This is a genomic window from Paracoccus aminophilus JCM 7686 (assembly GCF_000444995.1).
GTDB lineage: Bacteria > Pseudomonadota > Alphaproteobacteria > Rhodobacterales > Rhodobacteraceae > Paracoccus > Paracoccus aminophilus.
This window is the reverse complement of sequence record NC_022041.1, coordinates 1273756-1294514: the sequence shown is the minus strand read 5'-3', so window position 1 is coordinate 1294514 and position 20759 is coordinate 1273756. Positions and strand designations below refer to the sequence as shown.

The following is a 20759-nucleotide window of genomic DNA, read 5'->3' as shown; positions in this document are numbered from 1 at the left end:
GCGCCTCCCGCTGGGGAAGGCGCCGCAAAAGTCCGTCAGTCCGAAAAGATCAGACCGCGCCCTGAATGAAGTTCACGGCGTCACCAAAGGTCTGGATGGTCTCGGCAGCGTCATCCGGAATTTCGATCCCGAATTCTTCTTCGAAGGCCATGACCAGCTCGACGGTGTCGAGCGAATCCGCACCCAGATCATCGATGAAGGAAGCCGATTCCGTCACCTTGTCCTCGTCGACGCCCAGATGCTCGACGACGATCTTTTTCACGCGATCAGCGATATCGCTCATATCTCTTCCTCACTTTCGCGGGCATCCGCCCATGATGTTGCCAGATCAATACCGGCGACAGCCGAAGGCGGTTCTCCCTGCGGCTTGTTCGCGGGATATAGCACGAGCCTGTGATCTTGCAACTGGTTAAACCAAAATCCGCCGATGCTCAGAGCATCGCCATGCCGCCATTCACATGCAGGGTTGTGCCAGTGACATAGCCAGCCTCCGGGCTCGCCAGATAAAGCGCGGCGGCGGCAATCTCTTCGGAGGTGCCCATACGCCCAGCCGGAACCTGGGTCAGGATCCGGGCTTTCTGCTCGTCAGTGAGCTTGCCAGTCATGGCGGTCTCGACAAAGCCCGGCGCGACGCAGTTCACGGTAATCCCGCGGCTAATCACTTCAAAAGCAAGGCTTTTCGACATGCCGACCAGACCGGCCTTGGCAGCAGCATAATTGCCCTGCCCCGGGTTTCCGGTCGCGCCGACGATCGAGGAGATATTCACGATCCGCCCCCAACGCGCCTTCATCATGCCGCGCAGAACCGCCCGGCAGAGCCGGAAGCTCGAGGTCAGATTGACCTCGATCACCTGCGCCCATTCCTCATCGGACATGCGCATGAACAGGTTGTCGCGGGTGATCCCGGCATTGTTGACCAGAATATCGACCCCGCCCATCAGCTCGGCCGCGGTCTTCGGCAAAGCCTCGACCGCCGCAGCATCGGAAAGATTCGCAACTGCGACATGAGCGCGCGCGCCAAGCTTGTCAGCAAGCTCGCGCAACGGCGCCTCCCGCGTGCCCGAGAGCGTGACCTCCGCGCCCGCCCCGTGCAGAACCTCGGCAATCGCCCCGCCGATGCCACCAGACGCGCCGGTGATCAGCGCCCTCTTGCCCGTCAGATCAAACATTGTCTCTCCGTCTTTCATGTCCAAATATCCCGGGGGTCCGGGGGCAGCGCCCCCGGCCTCGACCGGAAGCAAACCCCGGCCCCGAGCCTCAGCCCTTCAATGCCGCAAGATCGGCGGGGGTCGCGACGTTTTTGGCCACGGCCTCCTTGTCGATGCGCTTGATCATGCCCGACAGCGCCTTGCCCGCGCCAATCTCCCAATATTCGGTGACGCCCGCGCCCTGCAGGAACAGCACGCTCTCGCGCCAGCGCACCGAGCCCGTGACCTGCTCGACCAGCAAGCGGCGGATGAGCCCGGGCTCAACCACCGGCTCGGCCAGCACATTGGCGATGAGCGGCACTGCCGGAGCGCCAATCTCGACGCCTGCCAGAGCCTCGGCCATGACGGCGGCAGCCGGCTGCATCAAGGCAGAATGGAACGGCGCCGAGACCGGCAGCATCAGCGCGCGTTTCGCGCCGCGCTCCTTGGCCAAAACTGCGGCGCGCTCGACTGCGGCCTTATGGCCCGAGATCACCACCTGCGCGGGATCATTGTCATTGGCCGCCTGACAGACCTCGTCTTCGGCCGCGTCGCGCGCAATCTGCTCGACCGCCGCGAAATCGAGCCCGAGGATTGCGGCCATCGCGCCCTGCCCGACCGGCACCGCCTCTTGCATGGCCTGTCCGCGCAGGCGCAACAGACGCGCCGTATCCGAGAGCGTCAGGGCGCCCGCCGCGCAAAGCGCCGAATATTCGCCCAGGGAGTGACCCGCGACATAATCCGCATCCTTGATCCCGAAGCCCTCGGCCTCGAGCGCACGGAAGGCCGCAAGCGAGGTCGCCATCAGCGCGGGCTGAGCGTTTTGGGTCAGCGTCAGGGTCTCGATATCGCCGTTCCAGATCAGATCCGACAGCTTTTCGCCGAGCGCCTCATCGACCTCGTCAAAGACCTCGCGGGCGGCGGGATAGGCTTCGGCCAGGTCGCGCCCCATGCCGATCACTTGTGCGCCCTGTCCCGGGAATACGAATGCGCGCATCGGAACGTCCTTTCTTTCTCTGTGCTTTGGCAAGGCTTATCCAGAACGGCGCGGTCCCGCAACTGCGCGCTCAGCGCGGCAGCACAATCTCAGCGCGCAAACCGCCCAGCCGATCGCCATCGACCAGCCGCAGCTGTCCGCCATGCGAGCGCGCGATATCGGTGGCAATCGCCAGCCCCAGACCGACGCCCTCGCCCTTGTTCTGGTTGCGCGCCGGATCGAGCCGGGTGAAGGGGCGCAACGCCTCGTCGCGCCGCTCGAGCGGGATGCCCGGGCCGTCATCCTCGACCGAGATCCGAAAGAAGCTCGGCCCCAAGGCCGCATCGACCACGACATGATCGCCATAGCGCGCGGCATTACCGATCAGGTTTTCAACGGCACGGCGCAGGGAATCGGGGCGGAAGGTCACCAGCCCCTCGGGATCACCATCAAACAGCCCGATCTCGACCGCAAGCCCGCCGCGCCGGGCGTCGGCCACAATGCGGCGCACGAAATCCAGCGCGACCATCTCGGTCGGGGGCGTATCTTGCGCCACGCTGCGGGCATGGGCGAGAAAGGCATCGACCATCACCCCCATCGCCGCGACATCGCTTTCCAGCCCCTCGATCTCGTCACGCTCGGGCGGGTAATCGGTCGAGAGCATCGACAGCCCCAGCCGCAGCCGGGTCAATGGCGTGCGCAGATCGTGGCTGATCCCCGAGAGCATCTGGCCGCGCTGCTCGTTTTGCCGCTCAATCCGCGAGCGCATGTCGAGAAAGGCCTGCCCGGCCTTGCGCACCTCGATCGCCCCCGAGGGCCGGTAGGGCAGGATCCGCCCCTTGCCGTAATCCTCGGCGACGCCCGCAAGCCGGCGGATCGGACGCAGCTGATTGCGCAGAAAGATCGAGGCGATCACCGACATCAGGATCGAGGTCCCGACCATCAGCACCAAAAGCTGGTGCGGGTTCGAGGCAGAAACCCGGCGGCGCGAAAAGCTAACCTCATAGGGGCCGAACCGGCTCTCAAGCGTCACGATCACATTCTTGCCGTCCAAGAGATCGACCGCGCGCACTTCGGGCAGCAGATCATGAAGCGTCGCGATCACCACCCGTCCCGAAAGATCGAACGCGCCGCGCCCGTCCTCTCCCGGCACCGCCACCGGCAAGGCAAGCGTCAGCCCCAGCGGTGCCGCCACCTCTTCGCCATCTGCAATCGCGGTGGCGAGATCGGGCGCATCCTCGATCCGCGCCGAGATCAGCGCCAGTTCGGGCGAGAGGCCCGAGGTCATCTGCCGCGTCACATCCTCGAAATGGCGCTGAAGAAACATCACCGTCACCACCGCCGTCACCACGACGACCGGCAGAAAGAGAATCAGCGCCGCCCGCCCGTAAAGCCCGCGTGGCATCAGTCTTTTGAGCCAGTCGAAATTCATGGAAACCCCTGTCGTTCCGCCCTAGGCTAGCGCCATGACAGCTCTCGAAAAAGCCCCCAGGGTCATCCTTGCGCCAAACCCCTCACCGCTCACCGGTCCGGGGACCAACACATTCCTGCTCGGCGACCGTGAATTTGCCGTCATCGACCCCGGCCCCGACCTTCCCGAGCACCTCGACGCGATCCTTGCAGCGGCGGCAGATGGGCGCATCACCCATATTTTCGTGACCCATTCCCATCTCGACCACTCGCCGCTCGCCCGTCCGCTGGCGCACGTGACCGGTGCGCCGGTGCTGGCCTTTGGCCCCTCGGGCGCCGGACGCTCCCCCGCCATGAGCCGGATCGTCGCCGCGGGCTATGCGGGCGGTGGCGAGGGCGTGGATGCAGCTTTCACGCCCGACATCCTGCTGGCCGATGGCGAGACCGTCGCGACGGGCGAATGGAGCCTCACCGCGCGCCACACCCCCGGCCATTTCGGCAATCATCTGAGCTTCCAACAGGGCTCGGACATCTTTTGCGGCGATCTCGTGCTCGGCTGGTCCTCGACGCTGATTTCGCCCCCCGATGGCGATCTGACCGATTACTTCCGCTCGATGGCGCGTCTGCAATGCCTTGGCGCGGCGCGGCTTTATCCCGCCCATGGCGCACCGATCGAGGCCCCCGCGGCGCGGCTCGCCGAGCTCGTCGCCCATCGCCGCGACCGCACCCGCCAAATTCTCGAGGCGCTTGCGAGCGCGCCCGGAAATGCCCGCGAGCTGGCGGCGCGCATCTATGACGTGGGGCCCACGCTGATTCATGCGGCCAGCCGCAACGTGCTTGCCCATCTCATCGCCTTGGACGAGCTTGGCGCGGTCAGACATGATGACGAAATCTCTGAGGATTCAAGATTTTACCTGAAATAGCCAAGTCGACAAAAAAATGACAAACCCCTCTGGACGAGACCGGAAGCTCTGGCTATACACCCCTCACATGATCCGGCGTAGCTCAGCGGTAGAGCAGTTGACTGTTAATCAATTGGTCGTAGGTTCGATCCCTACCGCCGGAGCCATGTAAACACCGCGCCTTTCACGGCAAAAAATGTTCCGGCGTAGCTCAGCGGTAGAGCAGTTGACTGTTAATCAATTGGTCGTAGGTTCGATCCCTACCGCCGGAGCCATTTCCCTCTCTTCTCTCATTAAATCAGGCGCCCTTCGGGCACCGCTCACGCGTCATGCGCGCAAAAGCGCCTCCAAAGACCTAAAGCGCCTGCAGAAACGCCACCAGAGCGGCAATTTCGGACTCGCTCAGATCGAGGGGCTGGAGTTCGGGCGCAAGACGGGCAGCCTCAGCAAAAAGCGGACGCGCGGCCTCAGCCGCCCCGCGCGCCCGGACCTCGCCGCCGCCGCGCGCATAAAAGCGCACCACCCCCGCTAAAGTCGCGAAATGGCCGCTGTGCATATAGGGCGCGCGGGCCGCGATCCCGCGCAAGGATGCGGTGCGAAACCGCCCGGTATCCTCCGGGGCCTGCGTGGCCCGCCAACGCCCGAGATCCTGCGAGGCCTCGCCGAAGGACGAGAGGCCGAGGTTATGAAAGCGCTCATCGCTCAACGTCGGGCCGTGGTGACAGATCACGCAACGTGCCTTGGTGCGAAACAGATGAAGGCCCAGCAACTCCTGATCGGTGAGCTCGCCCTCGCCCGTCAGAAAGCGGTCGAGGCGCGATGGGAGGTCCTGATTTTGAAGCCATGCCGCCACAGCATCGGCAAGGCGGCTAGAGCTCAGCTTGGCATCCCCGAAAACCGCCGTGAGTTCTGCCGTGAGCTCTGCGCCATAGTCGGGCTCGACGCGACGAATGAGCGCCTCCAGATCGGCATTCCCCATCTCTGCGGGATGGGTCAGCGGAGCAAGCAGCGCCGCGCGCAGCGTTTTGTGACGCCCGTCCCACCCCCATGAGCGGCGATGGATCACCGCGTGAAGGCTGGGTGTCTTGCGCCCGACGCCCGGCACCGAAGGGCGCGGCTCTGACAGGCCATGCGCGGGCTGGTGGCAATCGGCGCAGGAGGTTGCCCCAGATGCCGAAAGGCGGCGGTCGTGAAAAAACGCCCGTCCCAAAGCGGCAAGCCCCGGATCAGGTGGCGGCAACAGGGCCGACGGCGCGAGATCGCCCGGCGGCTGTCCCATAGCTTGGGCCGAGGCGGGCCAATCGGCCTGCGCTCGGGCATAGACCACGCGCAGATCCTCGGGCCGCGCCGCGCCTGCAAGGGCCGCGACGCAGGCAAGCCCCGCCAGCGCCGCCCTAATGCTGATGCGCGCCCGCCGCGTCATGATGCCCGCCCGCGCCCTGCTTGCCCGCCGGGCGGATCGCGAATTCCGCCTCGATTGGACCGGCCTTTTCGAATTCCAGCGTCACCGGAATGCGATCACCTGCCGTCAAAGGCGCGCTCAGCCCGATCAGCATCAGATGATAGGCGCCCGGTTGCAGCTCGAGCGTGCCGCCGGGCGCAATCTCGATGCCATTCTCGATCAGCCGCATCTCGGCCGTATCGCCATTCTGGCGCAGCTCATGGATCTCGACGCGGGTCGCAATCGGGCTAGAGCCGCCAAGCAGCCGATCGGCCGCCGCGCCGTGATTGGTGATCGTGCCATATCCCGCGCCGACCTTGGCCGCGGGCGGCGTGGCGGGCGACCAGGGCTGGCCGATCTCGATGCGCGCGGCGGGCCAGGCCGCCCCCGCCATCAGGGTCACGAAGGCCAGGCCGGTCCAAAGCTGTCTAATCATGGTGATTGTCCTTTTCAGCCGCGAGGAGCGCGCGCAAAGCGGCAAGCTGGCTCTCGGGAGGGTCGCGGTAGTCGATATGGCCGAAGAATTCCCCCGCGCCGTCGATCAGATAAATCGCGGCGCTGTGGTCCATGGTGTAATCGCCGCCCTCGGTCGGGACCTTGCGATAGGTGGCGCGAAAACTGCGGGCGATGGCCTCGGTCTCGGCAGCACTACCCGAAAGGCCGATCAGGCGCGGGTCGAACCAGCCGAGATAGTCACGCAGATGCGCGAGCGTATCGCGCGCCGGATCGACGGTGACAAAGATCGGCGTGAGCCGATCGCCCTCAAGGCCAAGCTCATCCAGCCGAAGCGCGATTTCCGAAAGCGCCATCGGGCAGATTTCCGGGCAATGGGTGAAGCCGAAGAACAAGAGATAGGGCTTGCCGCGAAGGGCCTCGGGATCGAGGCGGCGCCCATCAGTTGCGGGCAGCGAGAAATCCGCGCCGATCTCTTGCGCGGGGGCCGCCCCGGCAAGGGCAAGGCTGAACGCAAGCGCAGCGATCAGGGGGCGAAAGGTCAGTGGCAATCGGGCGCATCCTGTTCCAGCCAGACCTCGAAGGCGACATTGCGCGCCCATTTCTCGGTCCGGGCCTGCCATGCTTTGTCGGAGCTAACCTTGGTCAGCGCCTCGGAAAGCTGCGGCGTGACCTCGGGTGTGATCGCGGTCAGGACCAGAGGGCGCGCGTCCAACGGCGGCAAGCTCGCCGAAAATTTTTGCCAATCGGGCAGAGCGAACAGTCGGTCGAGCAGCACCGCCTCATGCAAAGCCGCATCGCAATCGCCGGTGCGGAGCTTGACCAGCGACAAAGCGGGCGCGCGCTGCGGCATCGGGACGGCACCGCGATCCAGGATCACCTGACGCGCGGCGCTGTTGGTTTCGGTAAAGCAAACCGTGCGGCCCTTGATCTGATCCCAGCTGCGAATATCGGTATCGCTGCGCATCGCGACGCTGAGGCCAGAGCGATAGCCGGTCGCAAGGCCTTCGCTCGCCCCGTGCGAGAGGCGCAGATGTGCCTCAGAAACCGGGACGGATTGCAGCTTGCGCCCCAAAGCTTTGGCCAGATCGCGAGCAAAGGCCGGGGCAATCCCGTCCTCGGTATAGGCGCGCGCCTCGACGCCCACAGGCTCCGGTGGACCGGGCGGCAGCGCCACGCGCAGCGCCTCATTCGGCGCGCTCGTCCCCGGCTCTGCCGCGAGCGCAGGCGCGCCGAGGCACAGGGCGACGGCAAGGCCGAGCGGTCGGATCAGAGGGGCGCGAGAGGACATAAGGGAGCCGGAATTGCTGTTGTCCCCTCGGCCTAACGAGAAGCCCGCCCAGCCGAAAACGCATAAAACCTTCACGAAAGCGGAAGAAATTCTTTCGGAACCGGCCTCGATCACAAAATCGCGAAGATTATTCCAATCCGGCGGCGTCGTGCGACGCTCTCGCCCTGCCCCGCGCCATTGCGGCCAATGGCTTTTGCCAGCGCAAGAATATCTTTCCGCGCGGCAAATAAATGCGGACCGCCGGGGCGATTGATCTTAAAAGACGACTCGACCGATAGATATTCGTGAACCCACCCTCACGGAGTCGTCTCGTGTCCTACAACCTGCGAAATCTTGCCCGCAGCACCGTGCTGGCCGCAAGCCTTGCCGCCGCGACGGCCATTGCGCCCGCTGCGGCGAAAGAGCCCCTGACCTCGATCAACCTGCAACTGCGACCCTGGACGGTTGTCGCGCAGGAGAAGGGCTTTCTGAAAGAGGAATTCGACAAGATCGGCGTGACCAAGGTCAACCTGATCGCCTCTGGCACCGCCGAGCTGGTCGGCGCCGAATCCGCCGCGCTCAACAATGGCGGCATCGCGATTGCGCAGCGCATGGTCTATCCCGCCACGATCCACAAGGCGAACGGCCTTGATGCGGTGATCGTCTGGCTGTCCGAGCCTTCGGACAAATACCGCACGCCGATCCTCGCCCGCGCCAATAACGACAAGATCAATTCCATTGCCGACCTTGAGGGCAAGCTTTTCGGCTCGTCGCGGATCTCGTGCTATTTCACCTCGCCGTTCGAGGCCTTGGCCAAGGCGGGTCTGCCTTTGGACAGCCGCGAGAAACCGGGCAAGGTTCGCTATCAGTCGATCGACAACTCGGCTGCGACCAATGCCGCGCTGCTGTCGGGCGCAATCGACGCGACCGCCGCGCATCTGGCCGTCAACAATGCCGCCGCGCTTTATCTGTCGGGTGAGGTCAAGATCATCGGCCGCTCGCCCGATGACGGGGTTTACGTCAATGGCGCGGGCCGCGTGTCCTATTTCGCGATGCGCGATTTCGTCAACGAATACCCCGAGGCGGTCCATGCCTTCCTGATCGCGCATGAGCGCACCAAGGCCTGGATCGCGGCCAATATCGACGAAGCCTCAGAGCTGATCGCCGAAGGCACCCGCGTGCCAATCGAGATCGCGAAATTTCAGATCACCGATCCCTCGACCTTCGAGTTCATGAAGGGCGAGACCGATGCCGACAGCGCGCGTGACAATATCGAGCGCTTCCAGGCCTGGTATGTCGATCAGGGCGACGACATCCTGACCGACCGCAAGCTCAGCTCCGCCCAAATCAAGGATTTCGTCGACGGGCGCTTCTTCGCGGGCGGCGAATATTCCGTCTACAACTGAACCACATTGCCGCCTGTCCGCGCGGGATTGCGGGACGGGCGACATCTGTCAGGGATCATGACATGACCACCTCTCCGAATATCGAGACCGGCCCGCCCACGACTTGGACCAGTCAGCTTTTGGCGCGGCTGCGGCCCAATCCGGGCAAGGATACGCTGATCGGGCTGATCTTGCCGCTCTCCATTCTGGCGCTCTGGCAGGTCGCGAGCTCGCTCGCCTGGATCGCGCCGGTCTTTCTGCCCTCGCCGCTGGCCACGGTCAAAGCCTTCTGGACCATGCTGACCAAGCAAAACCTGTCGCGCGATTTCGTGGTCTCGATCTCGATCGTGGCGCAGGCCTTCGTCTATGGCTCGGTGCTGGCGCTGATCCTGGGCGTCGCCGCAGGCCTCTCGCGTCGGGTCGAGGAGTTCTTCGGCCCGACCTTCGACACGATCCGCCATATCCCGGGTATCGCCTGGCTGCCGCTGATCGTGCTCTGGCTCGGGATTGGCGCGCCAGCGAAGGTGGTGGTGATCGCGAAATCGGTCTTCTTCCCGGTGTTTCTCAACACGCTGCAAGGCATTCGCAATGCCGAGAAACGCTATATCGAGCTGGCCGAAGTCCTGACCCTGAACCGCTGGCAGCTGATCCGGCGCGTGCTTCTGCCCTCGGCGGTGCCCTCGATCATGGTGTCCCTTCGCTATTCGGCGGGGCTCGCCTGGGCGCTGGTCGTGGTGGCCGAGGGGCTTTCGGGACTTGAGGGCATCGGCTTTCTCATCTTCCGCGCACAGGGGCTTTTGCTGACCGATCAACTGGTCGTCTGCATGGTCATCATCGGTCTGGTCGGCTTCGCCATCGACCGCCTGATGTTCCAGCTTCAGCGCTACATCCTGCGCTGGAAACAAGGTTTCGACGGTTAAGGCCGGACAAGGAGAATGATGATGACCACCGATGTTGGCACGCTCGATATTCGTGACGTCGCAAAGCAATATGAGGTTAACGGGCGCCGCTTCGACGCGCTGTCCCATGTCAACCTGCATGTGAAACCGGGCGAGTTCATTTCCATTGTCGGCCCCTCGGGCTGCGGCAAGTCGACACTTTTGCGACTGATCCTTGGGCTGGATCGCGACTATTCCGGCGATATCCTGCTGGATGGCGAGCGCATTGCGGGCACGAGCCTCGATCGCGGCATCGTTTTTCAGGACCACCGTCTGCTGCCCTGGCTGACGCTGGAGGGCAATGTCGCGCTGGCGCTGGAAAACTCTGGCCTCTCGCGCGAGGCACGGCGCGAGACGGTGCGCGATCACATCCGTCTGGTCGGGCTGCATGGGTTCGAGAAGGTCTATCCGCACCAACTGTCGGGCGGCATGGCCCAGCGCGGCGCGATTGCGCGCGGGCTGGTGACCCGCCCGCGCCTTCTGCTGCTGGACGAGCCGCTGGGCGCGCTCGATGCGCTGACCCGGATCAGGCTGCAAGAAGAGCTGGTGCGGATCTGGCGGGCCGAGGGCGTGACCATGATCCTTGTCACCCATGATGTCGATGAGGCGATTTTCCTGTCGGATCGGGTAGTCGTGATGAATTCAGACCCCGGCCGGATCGTCGATGAAATCGCCGTCGATCTGCCGCGCACCCGCGACCGCGCCGGTCAGGATTTCATCGCTATCAAGCGCCAGATCCTCTCGCTGATGGGCGAATATGAGTTGGAGGTCGCATGAGGGCTCTGGCCTTTGGCATCGCTCTTTTCTGGGCGACAGTGGCGGGGGCGGTGGACACACCGCCCTCGACCAAACTGCCCGATCTCTCCCAGATCCGCGCCCAGATCTATTCCGGCGATTATGAAACTGCGCTGACGGGACTGGCCGAGCTCTCGCAGACCGTCAAACACGCCGATCTTTACAATCTGCTCGGCTATACGACCCGCAAGCTCGACCGCCTCGAGGATTCGGCGCGCTGGTACCGCGAGGCGCTTTATTATGACCCCAGCCATCGCGGCGCGCTTGAATATCAGGGCGAGCTCTTTCTTCAGACCGGAGATCTCGCGGGCGCGAAGGCCAATCTCGGGATGCTCGATCTCTTCTGCCCGACCGGCTGCCCCGAGCGTGACACTCTGGCCAAAGCGATTGCCGCTTCCGAAAAGCCAAAGGGCTGAGAGCGCGCGATTCGACCTAAGCCTTTGCGCGCCGAGAAATACACGACTCGTCTAATAGAGTAATTCTCCCAAGACCGGGATCCATGGGCGGCGTTTCCTCTTTCCGCAGCTTCTTTGGAATGGGCAAAGAGCCCGCCACCCCCTAGCTTTTCCCTATTATCGCGCGGGTAGAGCGCTTCCTACTGAGCTCTGCCGCCCGCGTTTTCCCGCCAAAGACATCAGGTTCAAGGCCATCAGGAAAGGTCAGCCCATGCCGGAGAGAGCGTCCGGATCTGCCAGCCGCGTGACAATTGCCCGCTTGCCGCCGCTCAACGCTTTGCGCGCTTTCGTGGTCTCGGCTCGTCAGCAAAGCTTCGGCGCGGCGGCGGCAGAGCTGCATGTCTCGGCGGCGGCGATCGGTCAGCAGGTGCGCCTGCTCGAAGACCATCTCGGCGGCCCGCTGTTTCTGCGCCGACGTGGGCGGCTCGAGCTGACCGCGCTTGGCCTGACCGTCCTGCCCGGGCTGACCGAGGCCTTTTCCTCGATGGTCACTGCGCTGTCGGATCTCGGCACCACCAGCCCGGCCCTGCGGATTTCGGTGCCGCCAAGTTTCGCGATGAAATGGCTGATGCCGCGCCTTGATGCGCTTCATGAGGCCGTGCCCGGGCTTGAGCTGATCATCGAAGCCTCGGCCAGTCTGGCCAGTTTCAGCGAGGGCCGTCTCGATTGCGCGATCCGCTATGGCAACGGCACCTATCCCGGCCTTGCCGCGCATTATCTGATGTCCGAGGCTTTGGTACCTTTGTGCAGCCCCGAATTCGCGCAAGATCACGCCCTTCTCGACCGAGGCCCCCAGGCCTTGGCCGATCCTGTCCCCCTGCTCCATGAAACCGGTCCCGAGCAGGATGCCACTGGCCCCGATTGGGAAAAATGGCTGCAAAGCCACGGGCTGCGCGCCAGTGAAACCGCGCGGGTGGGCATCCGGCTTCAGCAATCCTCGCTGGTGCTCGAAGCGGCGGCGGCGGGCAAGGGGATCGCTTTGGGCAAGCTGCGTTTGGCCGAGGCTGATCTCGCCAGCGGACGGCTGATCATGCCCTTTGGCGAGCCCTGGCCTCTGGCCAAGGCCTATTACTTCGTCACCCCCGATCATCCCGCGCATCTGCCCCCAATCACCCAATTGCTGAAATGGCTGCGGGTAGAGACGGCGGCAGTGCCAAGCTGGACCTATGCCGCCTGATGGCGCGCCCCGACCCATCGCGAAAGAGTGCACATGACCTATGCCCTGCCGATCAATGCCGCCCCGCGCGGGCCCCATATCCTCATCATCGGCGGCGGCTTTGCCGGGGCAGCGCTGGCGATCCGGTTGCTTGAGAAGGCGCCCCATCTTCAGCTCACCATCGCCGAGCCGCGCGCCGAGATCGGCCGGGGTGTCGCCTATGACAGTCACGACAGCGTGCATCTGGTCAATGGCCCGGCCGGGCATTTCTCGCTCTATCCCGACAGCGCGCCCGACCATCTCGCCGAATGGGTGCGCGCGCATGGCCGCGACGGCGACTGGACCCCGCCCGAGGGCGATCTGAGCGAGGTCTTCATCCCGCGCCGGATTTTCGGCACCTATGTCGCGCAAGAATTCGCCCGCGCGGCACTGACCGCCCGGCCCGACACCGAGGTCACCCATCTGCGCAGTGAAATCGTCGCCCTGCGCCGGCGCGGTGCGGCTTTCGAGGCCGAAACCGACAGCGGCGCGCGTTTTCTCGTCGACCGGGTCGTGTTGGCGACCGGGGTCTTTCCCTTCGCCGCACCCGCCGCGCCCATCGATGATCCACGCTATATCCGCAATCCTTGGCAGTCAGGCGTTCTTGATCCGGTGGTCGGGGCGAAAGATGTCCTGCTGATCGGGGCCTCGCTTTCGATGATCGATATGGTGGCAAGCCTTGAGGCGCGCGGATTACGCGGGCGCTATCATGCCATTTCGCGGCGTGGCCATTTGATCGAGCCCCGTCGCGTGCCCGAACCTTGGCCGCCCTTTCTTGACCCCGAAGCTCTGCCCCGCACGGCGACGGCACTGCTGCGCGCGGTCAATCGCGAGCGCAAGGCGCTGCGCGCGGCAGGTGGCGACTGGCAGGCTTTGGCCCCGGCCGTGCGCGAGCATATCCTGCCGCTTTGGCTGAACGCGCCCCGCGCCGAGCGGCTGCGCTTCATCCGCCATCTGCGCGCGCTTTGGGATGTGACGCTCCACCGCGCCGCGCCGCCCTCTTTTGCGGCGCTGGAGCGTGCCCGCACCGAGGGTCGGTTCAGCTCGCGGGCCGCACGTCTTCTTGACCTGAGCTCTGGCGCAAGGCTGACCGCCCACCTGCGCCCGCGTGGCGGGACCACGCCCGAAGTGCTTGAGGTCGATGCGGTGATCGATTGCCGGGGCCATCAAGAACATGACTGGCGCCGTGTCGAGGCGCCGCTTGTGCGACAGTTGTTGGCCTCGGGTCTGGTGCGCGCCCATGACACCGGCTTTGGCATCGACGCGACGCCCGAGGGGCAGGTGATTGCGCAAGACGGCAGGGTGCAGCCGGATCTCTTGGCGATCGGCCATCCTTTGCGGGGTGTTGCGTGGGAATCCAGCTCGATCCCCGAGCAGCGGATACAAGCGGCGGCTTTGGCCGAGCGCATTCTTGCCGCGAACGGACTCGCTGCGGAAATCGAGCCCGAACTAGAGACGGTCGAGCCCCGCGCGGCGGTCCTTGCCGAGCCCGCCCTTGTCAGCGCAGCTCGCGTTGGATCTTGCGCAGGATCGCCAGCGTGATCAACACGCTCATCAGCACGGTAATCACGACCGGCAGCCCGACCGGGCCAATTGCCTGCATGAGCACGCCCGCCCCGGGCGCGCCCAGCATCCCGCCCATGCCCCACATCATCGCGAAAGCCGCATTGCCCGCGACCAGCATCTGACCGTGGAAGCGGTTGCCAAGCTCGATCAACGCCATCGTATAGACGCCGTAGCTCATCCCCCCGAGCAGCATCAGCAGCGGCCAGACCGCCGGGGTCAGGATGAAGGAGGGCAAAAGCACCGCCGCAACCACCGTCATGCTGGCGCAAAAGATAATCATGAAGCGCGGGCCGATCCGTTCGGCGGCAATGCCCAGAGGAAGCTGGATGAAGATATTGCCAACCGACAGCGCCGTGACCAGACGCGGCAGCGTCAGCTCTGAAAGCCCGTAGCCTGCGCCAAAAACCGGAAGCAAGGCGACATTCGCCTGCAAGCTCGCCGCCGAGACACAGACGGCGGTCAACAGCGCGGGCGCGACGGTCCAGAAAGCGAAGACGCCCTTGTTCGTGCCGCTCTCATCTTGATCGAAGCTCAGGACCGGCAGACGGCGCGACACCAGCGCGAGCCCGACGCTTGCCAGACAAAAGCCACCGACGCCCACAAGAAACGGCGTCCAGCCCTCGACCCCGATCATCGCGAGGGCCAGCGGGCCCGAGGCATAGGCCGCGCTCATCACCGTGTTGAAGACGCCCATCATGCGCCCGCGCCGCGCCGGGGGGGCCAGCGACAGCGCCCAGACCTCGCCGAGCACATAAAGCGGGTTGATGATGATCCCAAGGAGGAAGCGCAGCACGAACCAGCCGACCCAGCTCTGAAAAACCCCGATCAGGAAAAAGCAGAGCGCGGCCGCCAGTGCGCAGCCGACCGCGAGCTGCCGCATCCCGAAGAGGCGCACCAAGCTCGGTACGAGGCTCGCCGACAGGATCAGCCCAAGCGGCATCATCGCCGCCGAAGCGCCGATGGCGGCGGGCGACATGCCTTGTTGCTGCATCAGCAGCGTGAACAAAGGATAGCTAAGCCCTTGCGAAAAGCCGAAGGCCCCGATCGCCGCATTCACCCCGAGCAAGGCGCCCCAAGGCGCCCGGCCGTCCCTGCTGATATCCGCCTGCATGTCGAAGCTGCCAGAAAGACCGGCGCGCGCCTGACTGGCCTTGGGCGTTTCCCTCGGCGCGGGCCAGAGCGGCGGCCGGATGTGCCACTCTTTCCCGAGCCTTCGCACGAGTTTCAGGGCGCGGCAATAAGGCAGAGCGGTCTGAAACCATTATAAAAAGAAAATGCAAAAGATTGACGATCTGCTTCGTGCCTCAAGGCTTGGGGATCAAAGGGCCGGTCGCATGGGTGACCTCGCAAGGGACCGCAGTGTGCTGGCGGGCGGCCCCTCCGCCGGTCACGCAAGAGCGCTTTGTCGAGGCTCTTCAGGGCGAAGATCGCGCCCCCTCTTTGCCATCTCTCCCCGCCTCGTTGAGCCGCGCGTCAGGGAAAGGGCCCTCCGCCAAGCCGCCTCTATCCTGGGCCACAGAACGGCGCGCCCAAACCCGCTATCTCAGCCCCGCGCGCATCGGCCCGGATTTGATTTTCCCGCGCGCTGCGCCATGATGCGGCCATGACCCAAAGCCCCAATCTGCGCGCCGTCGATCTCAACCTGCTTGTCGTGCTCGATGCGCTGCTCTCGGAACAGCATCTGTCCCGTGCGGCGGCGCGGCTGAATATGAGCCAGCCTGCCGTCAGCCATGCTTTGGCGCGGCTGCGCAAGCTTCTGGACGATCCCTTGTTCACCCGCGAGGCCGGTCGGATGGTGCCGACGCTGCGCGCGCTCGAGCTGACCGGACCGCTTGGCGAGGCGATGATCCAGATCCGGGCGCTGCTTGGTGATGGAGATTTCGCGCCCGAGGCGCGCCACGTCTTCCGCCTCGCTTTGTCGGATTACGGCGCTCATGCGCTTTTGCCCAAGCTGATGCGCCATCTGCGCCAGATCGCGCCGGGGGTCGAGCTGATCGTGACCCAGCGCAGCCGCGAGGCGATGGTGGCCGCGGTGCTCGACGGCGAGGTCGATCTGGCGCTTGGGGTCTTCCCGACCCTGCCCGCCCAGATCGATGCGGCGCCGCTTTTCACCGACCGTTATGCCTGCCTGCTTGATCCGCGCCATCAGCCCCAACCCTATCTCGGGCTGAGCGCCGCGCTTTACTGGTCGGCGCCCCATGTCCTTGTCGCGGTTCATGGCGAGGCCGCGACCGAGCTTGACCTTGCGCTGCGCCACCACGGTCAGGCCCGCAAAATCGCACTGATCCTGCCGCATTGGAGCGTCGCGCCCGAAGTCATCGCCGGAACCGATCTGATCCTGACCGTCGCGCGCCGCAGCCTCTCGACTGTGGCGCCCGGGCTGGTCATCACCGAGCCGCCGCTGGCCCTGCCCGAGATCGCCTTCACCCAGATCCAACATCGCAGGCGGCGCAGCGATCCGGCTTTGCGCTGGCTGGGCGAGCAAATCAAAGCCTGCCTCGACTGACCGGCCAGATCCGGACGCAAAAGGCGCGCCCTTGCGACAGGCGCGCCCACAATCGTCGAACCAGCCGAGGTTCAGTGTCCGCCAGATCCCGCCAGCGGCACCTCTTTTCCATCGGCATTGTACAGTTTGCCATTCGCGAAATAATCGCCCTCCTCCAGCTGGGCGATATCGGCATAACGGATCGTCCGCTCGGAAGCCGCGCCAAAGACCGAAGGCTGATCCGAATTCCCGAGCTTGAGATGGTTGAACAGCAGGTTCAGCGTGATCGCCATAATCGCCGAAGAGCTGATGCCCGAATGGAAGATCGTCTCAACCCAGGCCGGGAAATGGTGGTAGAATTGCGGGATCACGATCGGGATCGTGCCAAAGCCGATCGAGGTCGCGACGATGATCAGGTTCATGTTGTTGACGTAATCGACCCGCGACAGCGTGCGGATGCCGCTGGCCGCGACCGTGCCGAACAAGACGATGCCCGCGCCGCCGAGAACCGGGCTCGGGATGGCGGCGACGACGCGTCCCATGATCGGCAACAGCCCGAGCGCGATCAGGATGAGCCCGCCCGTCGCCACGACATAGCGGCTGCGGATCCCGGTGACTGCAACCAGCCCGACGTTCTGGGCGAAGGCGCTTTGCGTGAACGAGCCGACAAAGGGCGCGAGCATGCTCGAGAGCATATCGGCGCGCAGCCCGTCGCCCAGACGGCGCGAATCGACCTTGGTCCCGACGATCTCTCCGACCGCGAAAATATCGGCCGAGGTTTCAACCAGCGTCACCAGAATGACGATGAACATGGAGATCGTCGCCGCGACGCCAAAGGTCGGATAGCCGAATTCAAAGATCTTGGGCAGAGCAAAGACCGGACCGTCGCTCACCCGCGAAAAATCGGTCATGCCCGCCGCATAGGCAATCGCAGTGCCGATCACCAGCGCCAGCAGGATCGAGAGCCGCGAGATCGCCGCATTGCCGACTTTGCTCAGCAACAGCACGATCACCAGCGTCACCCCGGCCAGCAGCACATTGGCCTGACTGCCGAAATCGGCGGCATTGCGGTCTCCGCCCATGGCCCAGCCGCCCGCGACGGGCATCAGCGTCAGCCCGATCGTGGTGATGACGATGCCCGCAACGAGTGGCGGGAAAAAGCGGGTGATGCGCGAGAAGACCGGCGTGATCAAAAGCCCCATCAGCGAGGCCAGAATGACCGCGCCAAAGACCGCCTCGATCCCGCCAGTCCCGGAAATCGCGATCATCGTCGCGACGCCTGCGAAGGAAACCCCCTGAACCAGCGGCAATTGGCAGCCGAAGAACGGCAGGCCCATGGTCTGCAGGATGGTCGCGACGCCTCCGGCAAACAGCGAGGCCGTGATCAACAGCCCAATATCCGCCGGGCTCATCCCTGCGGCCTGACCGACGATCAGCGGCACGGCGACAATGCCGCCATACATGGTCAGGATATGCTGCATCCCATAAGCGAGATTGGCAAAAAGGCCGAGCCTCTCGTCCTCGGGCCGCGTCAACTGTCCTTGAGCGCTCTGTGTTGGTTGCAAAGTGATCTCCCCCCTTTGGCACCACCTCTCCCCAAGGTGAGCTGCGTGGAACTTATCGGGCCGGACCTCCGGCGACTTTATCGAAAAACTTAAGGCTAACTTAAGAACTGGTAGAAAATGGCGGTATCGCGCCGTCCTGCCCTTCGGGCAGTTGATCGGCTCCGTTTCAGTCTGCCACCAATAATACAAATATGTCTGCGATAAAATTCGAAGGCGCCTCTGTCGCCCCTCCGCCAGCGCAACTCCAACGCGACACCGCTCTGCCAGAGCGCAAGTCGATTCGCGACAGGCTTGACCGCCCGCCTCGGTCATGGTTGATTTTATACAAATCCTTAACACAGAATTTCATTTTGACGACTTGCTGTCCTCCCGGCAAAGTGGTTCCTCATCTGCAAGGGCCGGGCTTCGGCCGATTTCCAAAAAGGATTCCCGGATGCGCTACAGCCGCGACATGATTGGATACGGAGAGCATACCCCCGATCCCAAATGGCCCGGCGGCGCGAAGATCGCCGTGCAGATCGTGATGAATTACGAAGAAGGCGGCGAGAACAGCATCGAACATGGCGATGCGGCTTCAGAGGCCTTCCTGTCCGAGATCATCGGCGCCCAGCCTTGGCCGGGTAAGCGTCACTGGAATATGGAATCGATCTACGATTATGGCGCGCGCGCGGGCTTCTGGCGGCTTTACCGGATGCTCAAGGACGTGCCGGTCACGGTTTACGGCGTCGCAACGGCCCTTGAACGCGGGCCCGAGCAAGTCGCCGCCATGCAGCGCGCGGGCTGGGAAATCGCGACCCATGGGCTCAAATGGATCGACTACCGCGACGTTCCGGCAGAGACCGAGGCCGAGCATATCCGGCAGGCGATTGAACTGCACACCCGCATCACCGGCGAGCGGCCCTATGGCTTTTATCAGGGCCGCACCTCGATGAATACGGTGGCGCTTGGGGCCGAAGAAGGCGGATTTGCCTATCTCGCCGATACGATTGCCGATGACCTGCCCTATTGGCATGTCCACAAGGGCAAGCCGCAGCTCATGGTGCCCTATACGATGGACGCCAATGACATGCGCTTTTCTTCGGGTCAGGGCTTTGGCACCGGGGTCGAGTTCTTCGACTATCTGCGCGACAGTTTCGACGTGCTTTATGCCGAGGGTCAGGCGGGCGCGCCCAAGATGATGTCGATCGGGCTCCACTGCCGTCTGATGGGCCGTCCGGGCCGTGCGATTGCGCTGCAGCGTTTCCTTGACCATGCCCGCAGCCATGAGGGCGTCTGGTTCGCGACCCGGCTCGATATCGCGCGCCACTGGGCCGAGACCCATCCCTATCAGGCGAAAGAGCGCCCCTCGGAGATGAGCCGCGCCGATTTCGTGCAGAAATTCGGCTCGATCTATGAGCATTCGCCCTTCATCGCCGAGCGGGTCTGGGACTGCGAGATGGGCGCGATCCATGATACCGCGACCGGGTTGGCGCGGCGCATGGCACAGATCTTCCGCTCGGCCAGCGATGCGGAACGCCTGGGCGTTCTGAACGCGCACCCCGATCTTGCGGGCAAGCTCGCCGCCGCCAAGCAGCTCACCGCCGAGAGCACCTCGGAACAGGCGAGCGCCGGGCTCGACGCGCTGACCGACGAGGAACGCGCGACCTTCACGCGTTTGAACACCGACTATGTCGCGCGCCACGGCTTCCCCTTCATCATCGCCGTGCGCGATTACGACAAGGCCGGGATCACCGAGGCGATGCAAGCCCGCATCCACAACGACACCGCGACCGAACGCGCCGAGGCCGAGCGGCAGGTCAGCCGCATCGGCGAATTGCGCCTCCAGCAGATGCTGGGCGGGACCTGAGCCCCGCCCCCAAGAGCCCGCCCCGAAATTCAGGAGCCAACATGAGCAGCAAAACCCCGCGCAGCTATGCCGGTCCTCTGGCCGGTCTGCCGCCGCAAAGCGATCTCTCGGTCGATACCGCCGTCTTCACCGAGGCCTATGCCGTCATTCCCGCCGCGACCATGCGCGACATCGTCACGAGCTTCCTGCCCGGCTGGACGAATATGCGCATGTGGATCATCGCGCGCCCGCTCTCGGGTTTTGCCGAGACCTTCAGCCAATATATCGTCGAGCTGAAAGGCGAGGCCGGTTCCGACCGCCCCGAGGAGGATCCGACCGTTCAATCCGCGCTGTTCGTCACCAATGGCGCGGTTGATGTCGAGATCGCGGGCCAGACCCATCATCTGACCGAGGGGGGCTTTGCCTATATCCCGGCAGGCACGGCCTGGACCGTCAAGAACGCCGCCGATCTCTCGCGCTTTCACTGGTGGCGCAAGCGCTGGCAGGCGGTCGAGGGGCTCGAGAAGCCCGATGTCATCATCGCCAATGAAAAAGACATTGCGCCGATCGCCATGCCCGAGACCGAGGGACGTTGGGCCACGACCCGCTTCATGGACCCGAATGACATCCGCCATGATATGCATATCACCATCGTCACGCTGAAACCGGGCGGGACCATTCCCTTCGCGGAAACCCATGTCATGGAGCACGGGCTCTTCGTGATCGAAGGCAAGGCGGTCTATCGGCTCAATCAGGATTGGGTCGAGGTCGGTCCCGGCGATTTCATGTGGCTGCGCGCCTTCTGCCCGCAATGCTGCTATGCGGGCGGGCCCTCGGATTTCCGCTATCTGCTTTACAAGGACGTGAACCGTCACGCGAAAATGCTGTAAAAAAGGGGCCTTAGGGCCCCT

The 20759-nt window shown here is 64.3% G+C and carries 20 protein-coding genes and 2 tRNA genes; 12 read left to right on the top strand and 10 right to left on the bottom strand.

Going from position 1 to position 20759, the window contains the following annotated elements:
- Positions 1-49: 49 nt before the first annotated feature.
- The 4 genes from JCM7686_RS06490 to JCM7686_RS06475 form a co-directional block, all read right to left on the bottom strand.
- Positions 50-283, bottom strand: coding sequence for an acyl carrier protein (locus JCM7686_RS06490; RefSeq protein ID WP_020950056.1), 234 nt, complete (start codon positions 281-283; stop codon positions 50-52).
- Positions 284-431: 148 nt separating this feature from the next.
- Positions 432-1169 (bottom strand): 3-oxoacyl-ACP reductase FabG, encoded by a 738-nt coding sequence (fabG, locus tag JCM7686_RS06485; RefSeq protein ID WP_041527181.1) that lies wholly within the window; start codon positions 1167-1169, stop codon positions 432-434.
- Between the two features lie 88 nt (positions 1170-1257).
- Positions 1258-2184, bottom strand: a complete 927-nt coding sequence (gene fabD, locus JCM7686_RS06480) for an ACP S-malonyltransferase (RefSeq protein ID WP_020950054.1) — start codon at positions 2182-2184, stop codon at positions 1258-1260.
- Positions 2185-2254: 70 nt separating this feature from the next.
- The gene (locus JCM7686_RS06475; protein ID WP_020950053.1) at positions 2255-3595 is read right to left on the bottom strand and encodes an ATP-binding protein; all 1341 of its coding nucleotides are present in this window, start codon (positions 3593-3595) and stop codon (positions 2255-2257) included.
- A gap of 34 nt (positions 3596-3629) precedes the next feature.
- Between JCM7686_RS06475 and JCM7686_RS06470 the strand changes: the two genes are divergently transcribed.
- The 3 genes from JCM7686_RS06470 to JCM7686_RS06460 all read left to right on the top strand — a co-directional run bounded on the left by JCM7686_RS06470 (position 3630) and on the right by JCM7686_RS06460 (position 4750).
- Positions 3630-4496 (top strand): MBL fold metallo-hydrolase, encoded by an 867-nt coding sequence (locus JCM7686_RS06470; RefSeq protein ID WP_041527180.1) that lies wholly within the window; start codon positions 3630-3632, stop codon positions 4494-4496.
- Positions 4497-4567: 71 nt separating this feature from the next.
- Positions 4568-4642 (top strand) — tRNA-Asn (locus JCM7686_RS06465).
- Positions 4643-4675: 33 nt separating this feature from the next.
- A tRNA-Asn gene (locus JCM7686_RS06460) sits at positions 4676-4750 on the top strand.
- An 80-nt stretch (positions 4751-4830) separates the two neighbouring features.
- Here the strand turns inward: JCM7686_RS06460 and JCM7686_RS06455 are convergent.
- From JCM7686_RS06455 to JCM7686_RS23365, 4 genes are read right to left on the bottom strand one after another with little or no spacing between them, the layout of a single operon-like run.
- The gene (locus tag JCM7686_RS06455) at positions 4831-5898 is read right to left on the bottom strand and encodes a cytochrome-c peroxidase (protein ID WP_020950051.1); all 1068 of its coding nucleotides are present in this window, start codon (positions 5896-5898) and stop codon (positions 4831-4833) included.
- Complete coding sequence (locus JCM7686_RS06450; RefSeq protein ID WP_020950050.1) at positions 5870-6352, bottom strand: copper chaperone PCu(A)C; 483 nt, start codon at positions 6350-6352, stop codon at positions 5870-5872. Before JCM7686_RS06450 ends, JCM7686_RS06455 begins: the two co-directional genes overlap by 29 nt.
- The gene (locus JCM7686_RS06445; RefSeq protein WP_051201525.1) at positions 6345-6920 is read right to left on the bottom strand and encodes an SCO family protein; all 576 of its coding nucleotides are present in this window, start codon (positions 6918-6920) and stop codon (positions 6345-6347) included. The genes JCM7686_RS06450 and JCM7686_RS06445 overlap by 8 nt, the downstream gene beginning before the upstream one ends.
- A complete protein-coding gene (locus JCM7686_RS23365; RefSeq protein WP_020950048.1) occupies positions 6911-7660 on the bottom strand; it encodes a type 2 periplasmic-binding domain-containing protein in 750 nt (249 codons plus the stop codon). The genes JCM7686_RS06445 and JCM7686_RS23365 overlap by 10 nt, the downstream gene beginning before the upstream one ends.
- Positions 7661-7971: 311 nt before the next feature.
- Between JCM7686_RS23365 and JCM7686_RS06435 the strand changes: the two genes are divergently transcribed.
- The 6 genes from JCM7686_RS06435 to JCM7686_RS06410 all read left to right on the top strand — a co-directional run bounded on the left by JCM7686_RS06435 (position 7972) and on the right by JCM7686_RS06410 (position 13949).
- Entirely contained in the window at positions 7972-9045 is a 1074-nt protein-coding gene (locus JCM7686_RS06435; protein WP_020950047.1) for an ABC transporter substrate-binding protein, read from the top strand.
- A gap of 62 nt (positions 9046-9107) precedes the next feature.
- Entirely contained in the window at positions 9108-9944 is an 837-nt protein-coding gene (locus tag JCM7686_RS06430) for an ABC transporter permease (RefSeq protein WP_020950046.1), read from the top strand.
- Between the two features lie 21 nt (positions 9945-9965).
- A complete protein-coding gene (locus JCM7686_RS06425) occupies positions 9966-10739 on the top strand; it encodes an ABC transporter ATP-binding protein (protein ID WP_051201625.1) in 774 nt (257 codons plus the stop codon).
- On the top strand, positions 10736-11173 hold the full coding sequence (locus JCM7686_RS06420) for a tetratricopeptide repeat protein (RefSeq protein WP_020950044.1): 438 nt from the start codon (positions 10736-10738) through the stop codon (positions 11171-11173). The genes JCM7686_RS06425 and JCM7686_RS06420 overlap by 4 nt, the downstream gene beginning before the upstream one ends.
- A 283-nt stretch (positions 11174-11456) precedes the next feature.
- Positions 11457-12389, top strand: coding sequence for a LysR substrate-binding domain-containing protein (locus tag JCM7686_RS06415; RefSeq protein ID WP_158442341.1), 933 nt, complete (start codon positions 11457-11459; stop codon positions 12387-12389).
- A gap of 33 nt (positions 12390-12422) precedes the next feature.
- Positions 12423-13949: an FAD/NAD(P)-binding protein gene (locus JCM7686_RS06410; protein WP_020950042.1), complete on the top strand. Its 1527-nt coding sequence runs from the start codon at positions 12423-12425 to the stop codon at positions 13947-13949.
- Here the strand turns inward: JCM7686_RS06410 and JCM7686_RS06405 are convergent.
- Positions 13906-15084, bottom strand: coding sequence for an MFS transporter (locus tag JCM7686_RS06405; RefSeq protein WP_020950041.1), 1179 nt, complete (start codon positions 15082-15084; stop codon positions 13906-13908). The two genes, JCM7686_RS06410 and JCM7686_RS06405, sit on opposite strands and share 44 nt — an antisense overlap.
- 492 nt (positions 15085-15576) lie before the next feature.
- Here JCM7686_RS06405 and JCM7686_RS06400 point away from each other — a divergent pair, with 492 nt between their 5' ends.
- A complete protein-coding gene (locus tag JCM7686_RS06400) occupies positions 15577-16479 on the top strand; it encodes a LysR substrate-binding domain-containing protein (RefSeq protein ID WP_020950040.1) in 903 nt (300 codons plus the stop codon).
- A 71-nt stretch (positions 16480-16550) separates the two neighbouring features.
- On the opposite strand, the gene JCM7686_RS06395 is transcribed toward JCM7686_RS06400, so the two are convergent.
- On the bottom strand, positions 16551-17993 hold the full coding sequence (locus JCM7686_RS06395) for a nucleobase:cation symporter-2 family protein (protein WP_236635875.1): 1443 nt from the start codon (positions 17991-17993) through the stop codon (positions 16551-16553).
- 463 nt (positions 17994-18456) lie between these two features.
- On the opposite strand from JCM7686_RS06395, the gene puuE reads away from it, so the two are divergent.
- Positions 18457-19869 (top strand): allantoinase PuuE, encoded by a 1413-nt coding sequence (puuE, locus tag JCM7686_RS06390; RefSeq protein WP_020950038.1) that lies wholly within the window; start codon positions 18457-18459, stop codon positions 19867-19869.
- A 41-nt stretch (positions 19870-19910) separates the two neighbouring features.
- Positions 19911-20738, top strand: coding sequence for a bifunctional allantoicase/(S)-ureidoglycine aminohydrolase (locus tag JCM7686_RS06385; protein ID WP_020950037.1), 828 nt, complete (start codon positions 19911-19913; stop codon positions 20736-20738).
- Positions 20739-20759 lie beyond the last annotated feature (21 nt).

Coding starts and splice junctions, on each gene's coding strand:
- JCM7686_RS06450 (WP_020950050.1), bottom strand. CDS start 6,352: ATGATTAGACAGCTTTGGACCGGCCTGGCCTTCGTGACCCTGATGGCG.
- JCM7686_RS23365 (WP_020950048.1), bottom strand. CDS start 7,660: ATGTCCTCTCGCGCCCCTCTGATCCGACCGCTCGGCCTTGCCGTCGCC.
- JCM7686_RS06425 (WP_051201625.1), top strand. CDS start 9,966: ATGACCACCGATGTTGGCACGCTCGATATTCGTGACGTCGCAAAGCAA.
- JCM7686_RS06410 (WP_020950042.1), top strand. CDS start 12,423: ATGACCTATGCCCTGCCGATCAATGCCGCCCCGCGCGGGCCCCATATC.
- JCM7686_RS06400 (WP_020950040.1), top strand. CDS start 15,577: ATGACCCAAAGCCCCAATCTGCGCGCCGTCGATCTCAACCTGCTTGTC.
- JCM7686_RS06405 (WP_020950041.1), bottom strand. CDS start 15,084: ATGCAGGCGGATATCAGCAGGGACGGCCGGGCGCCTTGGGGCGCCTTG.
- fabG (WP_041527181.1), bottom strand. CDS start 1,169: ATGTTTGATCTGACGGGCAAGAGGGCGCTGATCACCGGCGCGTCTGGT.
- fabD (WP_020950054.1), bottom strand. CDS start 2,184: ATGCGCGCATTCGTATTCCCGGGACAGGGCGCACAAGTGATCGGCATG.
- puuE (WP_020950038.1), top strand. CDS start 18,457: ATGCGCTACAGCCGCGACATGATTGGATACGGAGAGCATACCCCCGAT.
- JCM7686_RS06420 (WP_020950044.1), top strand. CDS start 10,736: ATGAGGGCTCTGGCCTTTGGCATCGCTCTTTTCTGGGCGACAGTGGCG.
- JCM7686_RS06490 (WP_020950056.1), bottom strand. CDS start 283: ATGAGCGATATCGCTGATCGCGTGAAAAAGATCGTCGTCGAGCATCTG.
- JCM7686_RS06385 (WP_020950037.1), top strand. CDS start 19,911: ATGAGCAGCAAAACCCCGCGCAGCTATGCCGGTCCTCTGGCCGGTCTG.
- JCM7686_RS06470 (WP_041527180.1), top strand. CDS start 3,630: ATGACAGCTCTCGAAAAAGCCCCCAGGGTCATCCTTGCGCCAAACCCC.
- JCM7686_RS06430 (WP_020950046.1), top strand. CDS start 9,108: ATGACCACCTCTCCGAATATCGAGACCGGCCCGCCCACGACTTGGACC.
- JCM7686_RS06475 (WP_020950053.1), bottom strand. CDS start 3,595: ATGAATTTCGACTGGCTCAAAAGACTGATGCCACGCGGGCTTTACGGG.
- JCM7686_RS06455 (WP_020950051.1), bottom strand. CDS start 5,898: ATGACGCGGCGGGCGCGCATCAGCATTAGGGCGGCGCTGGCGGGGCTT.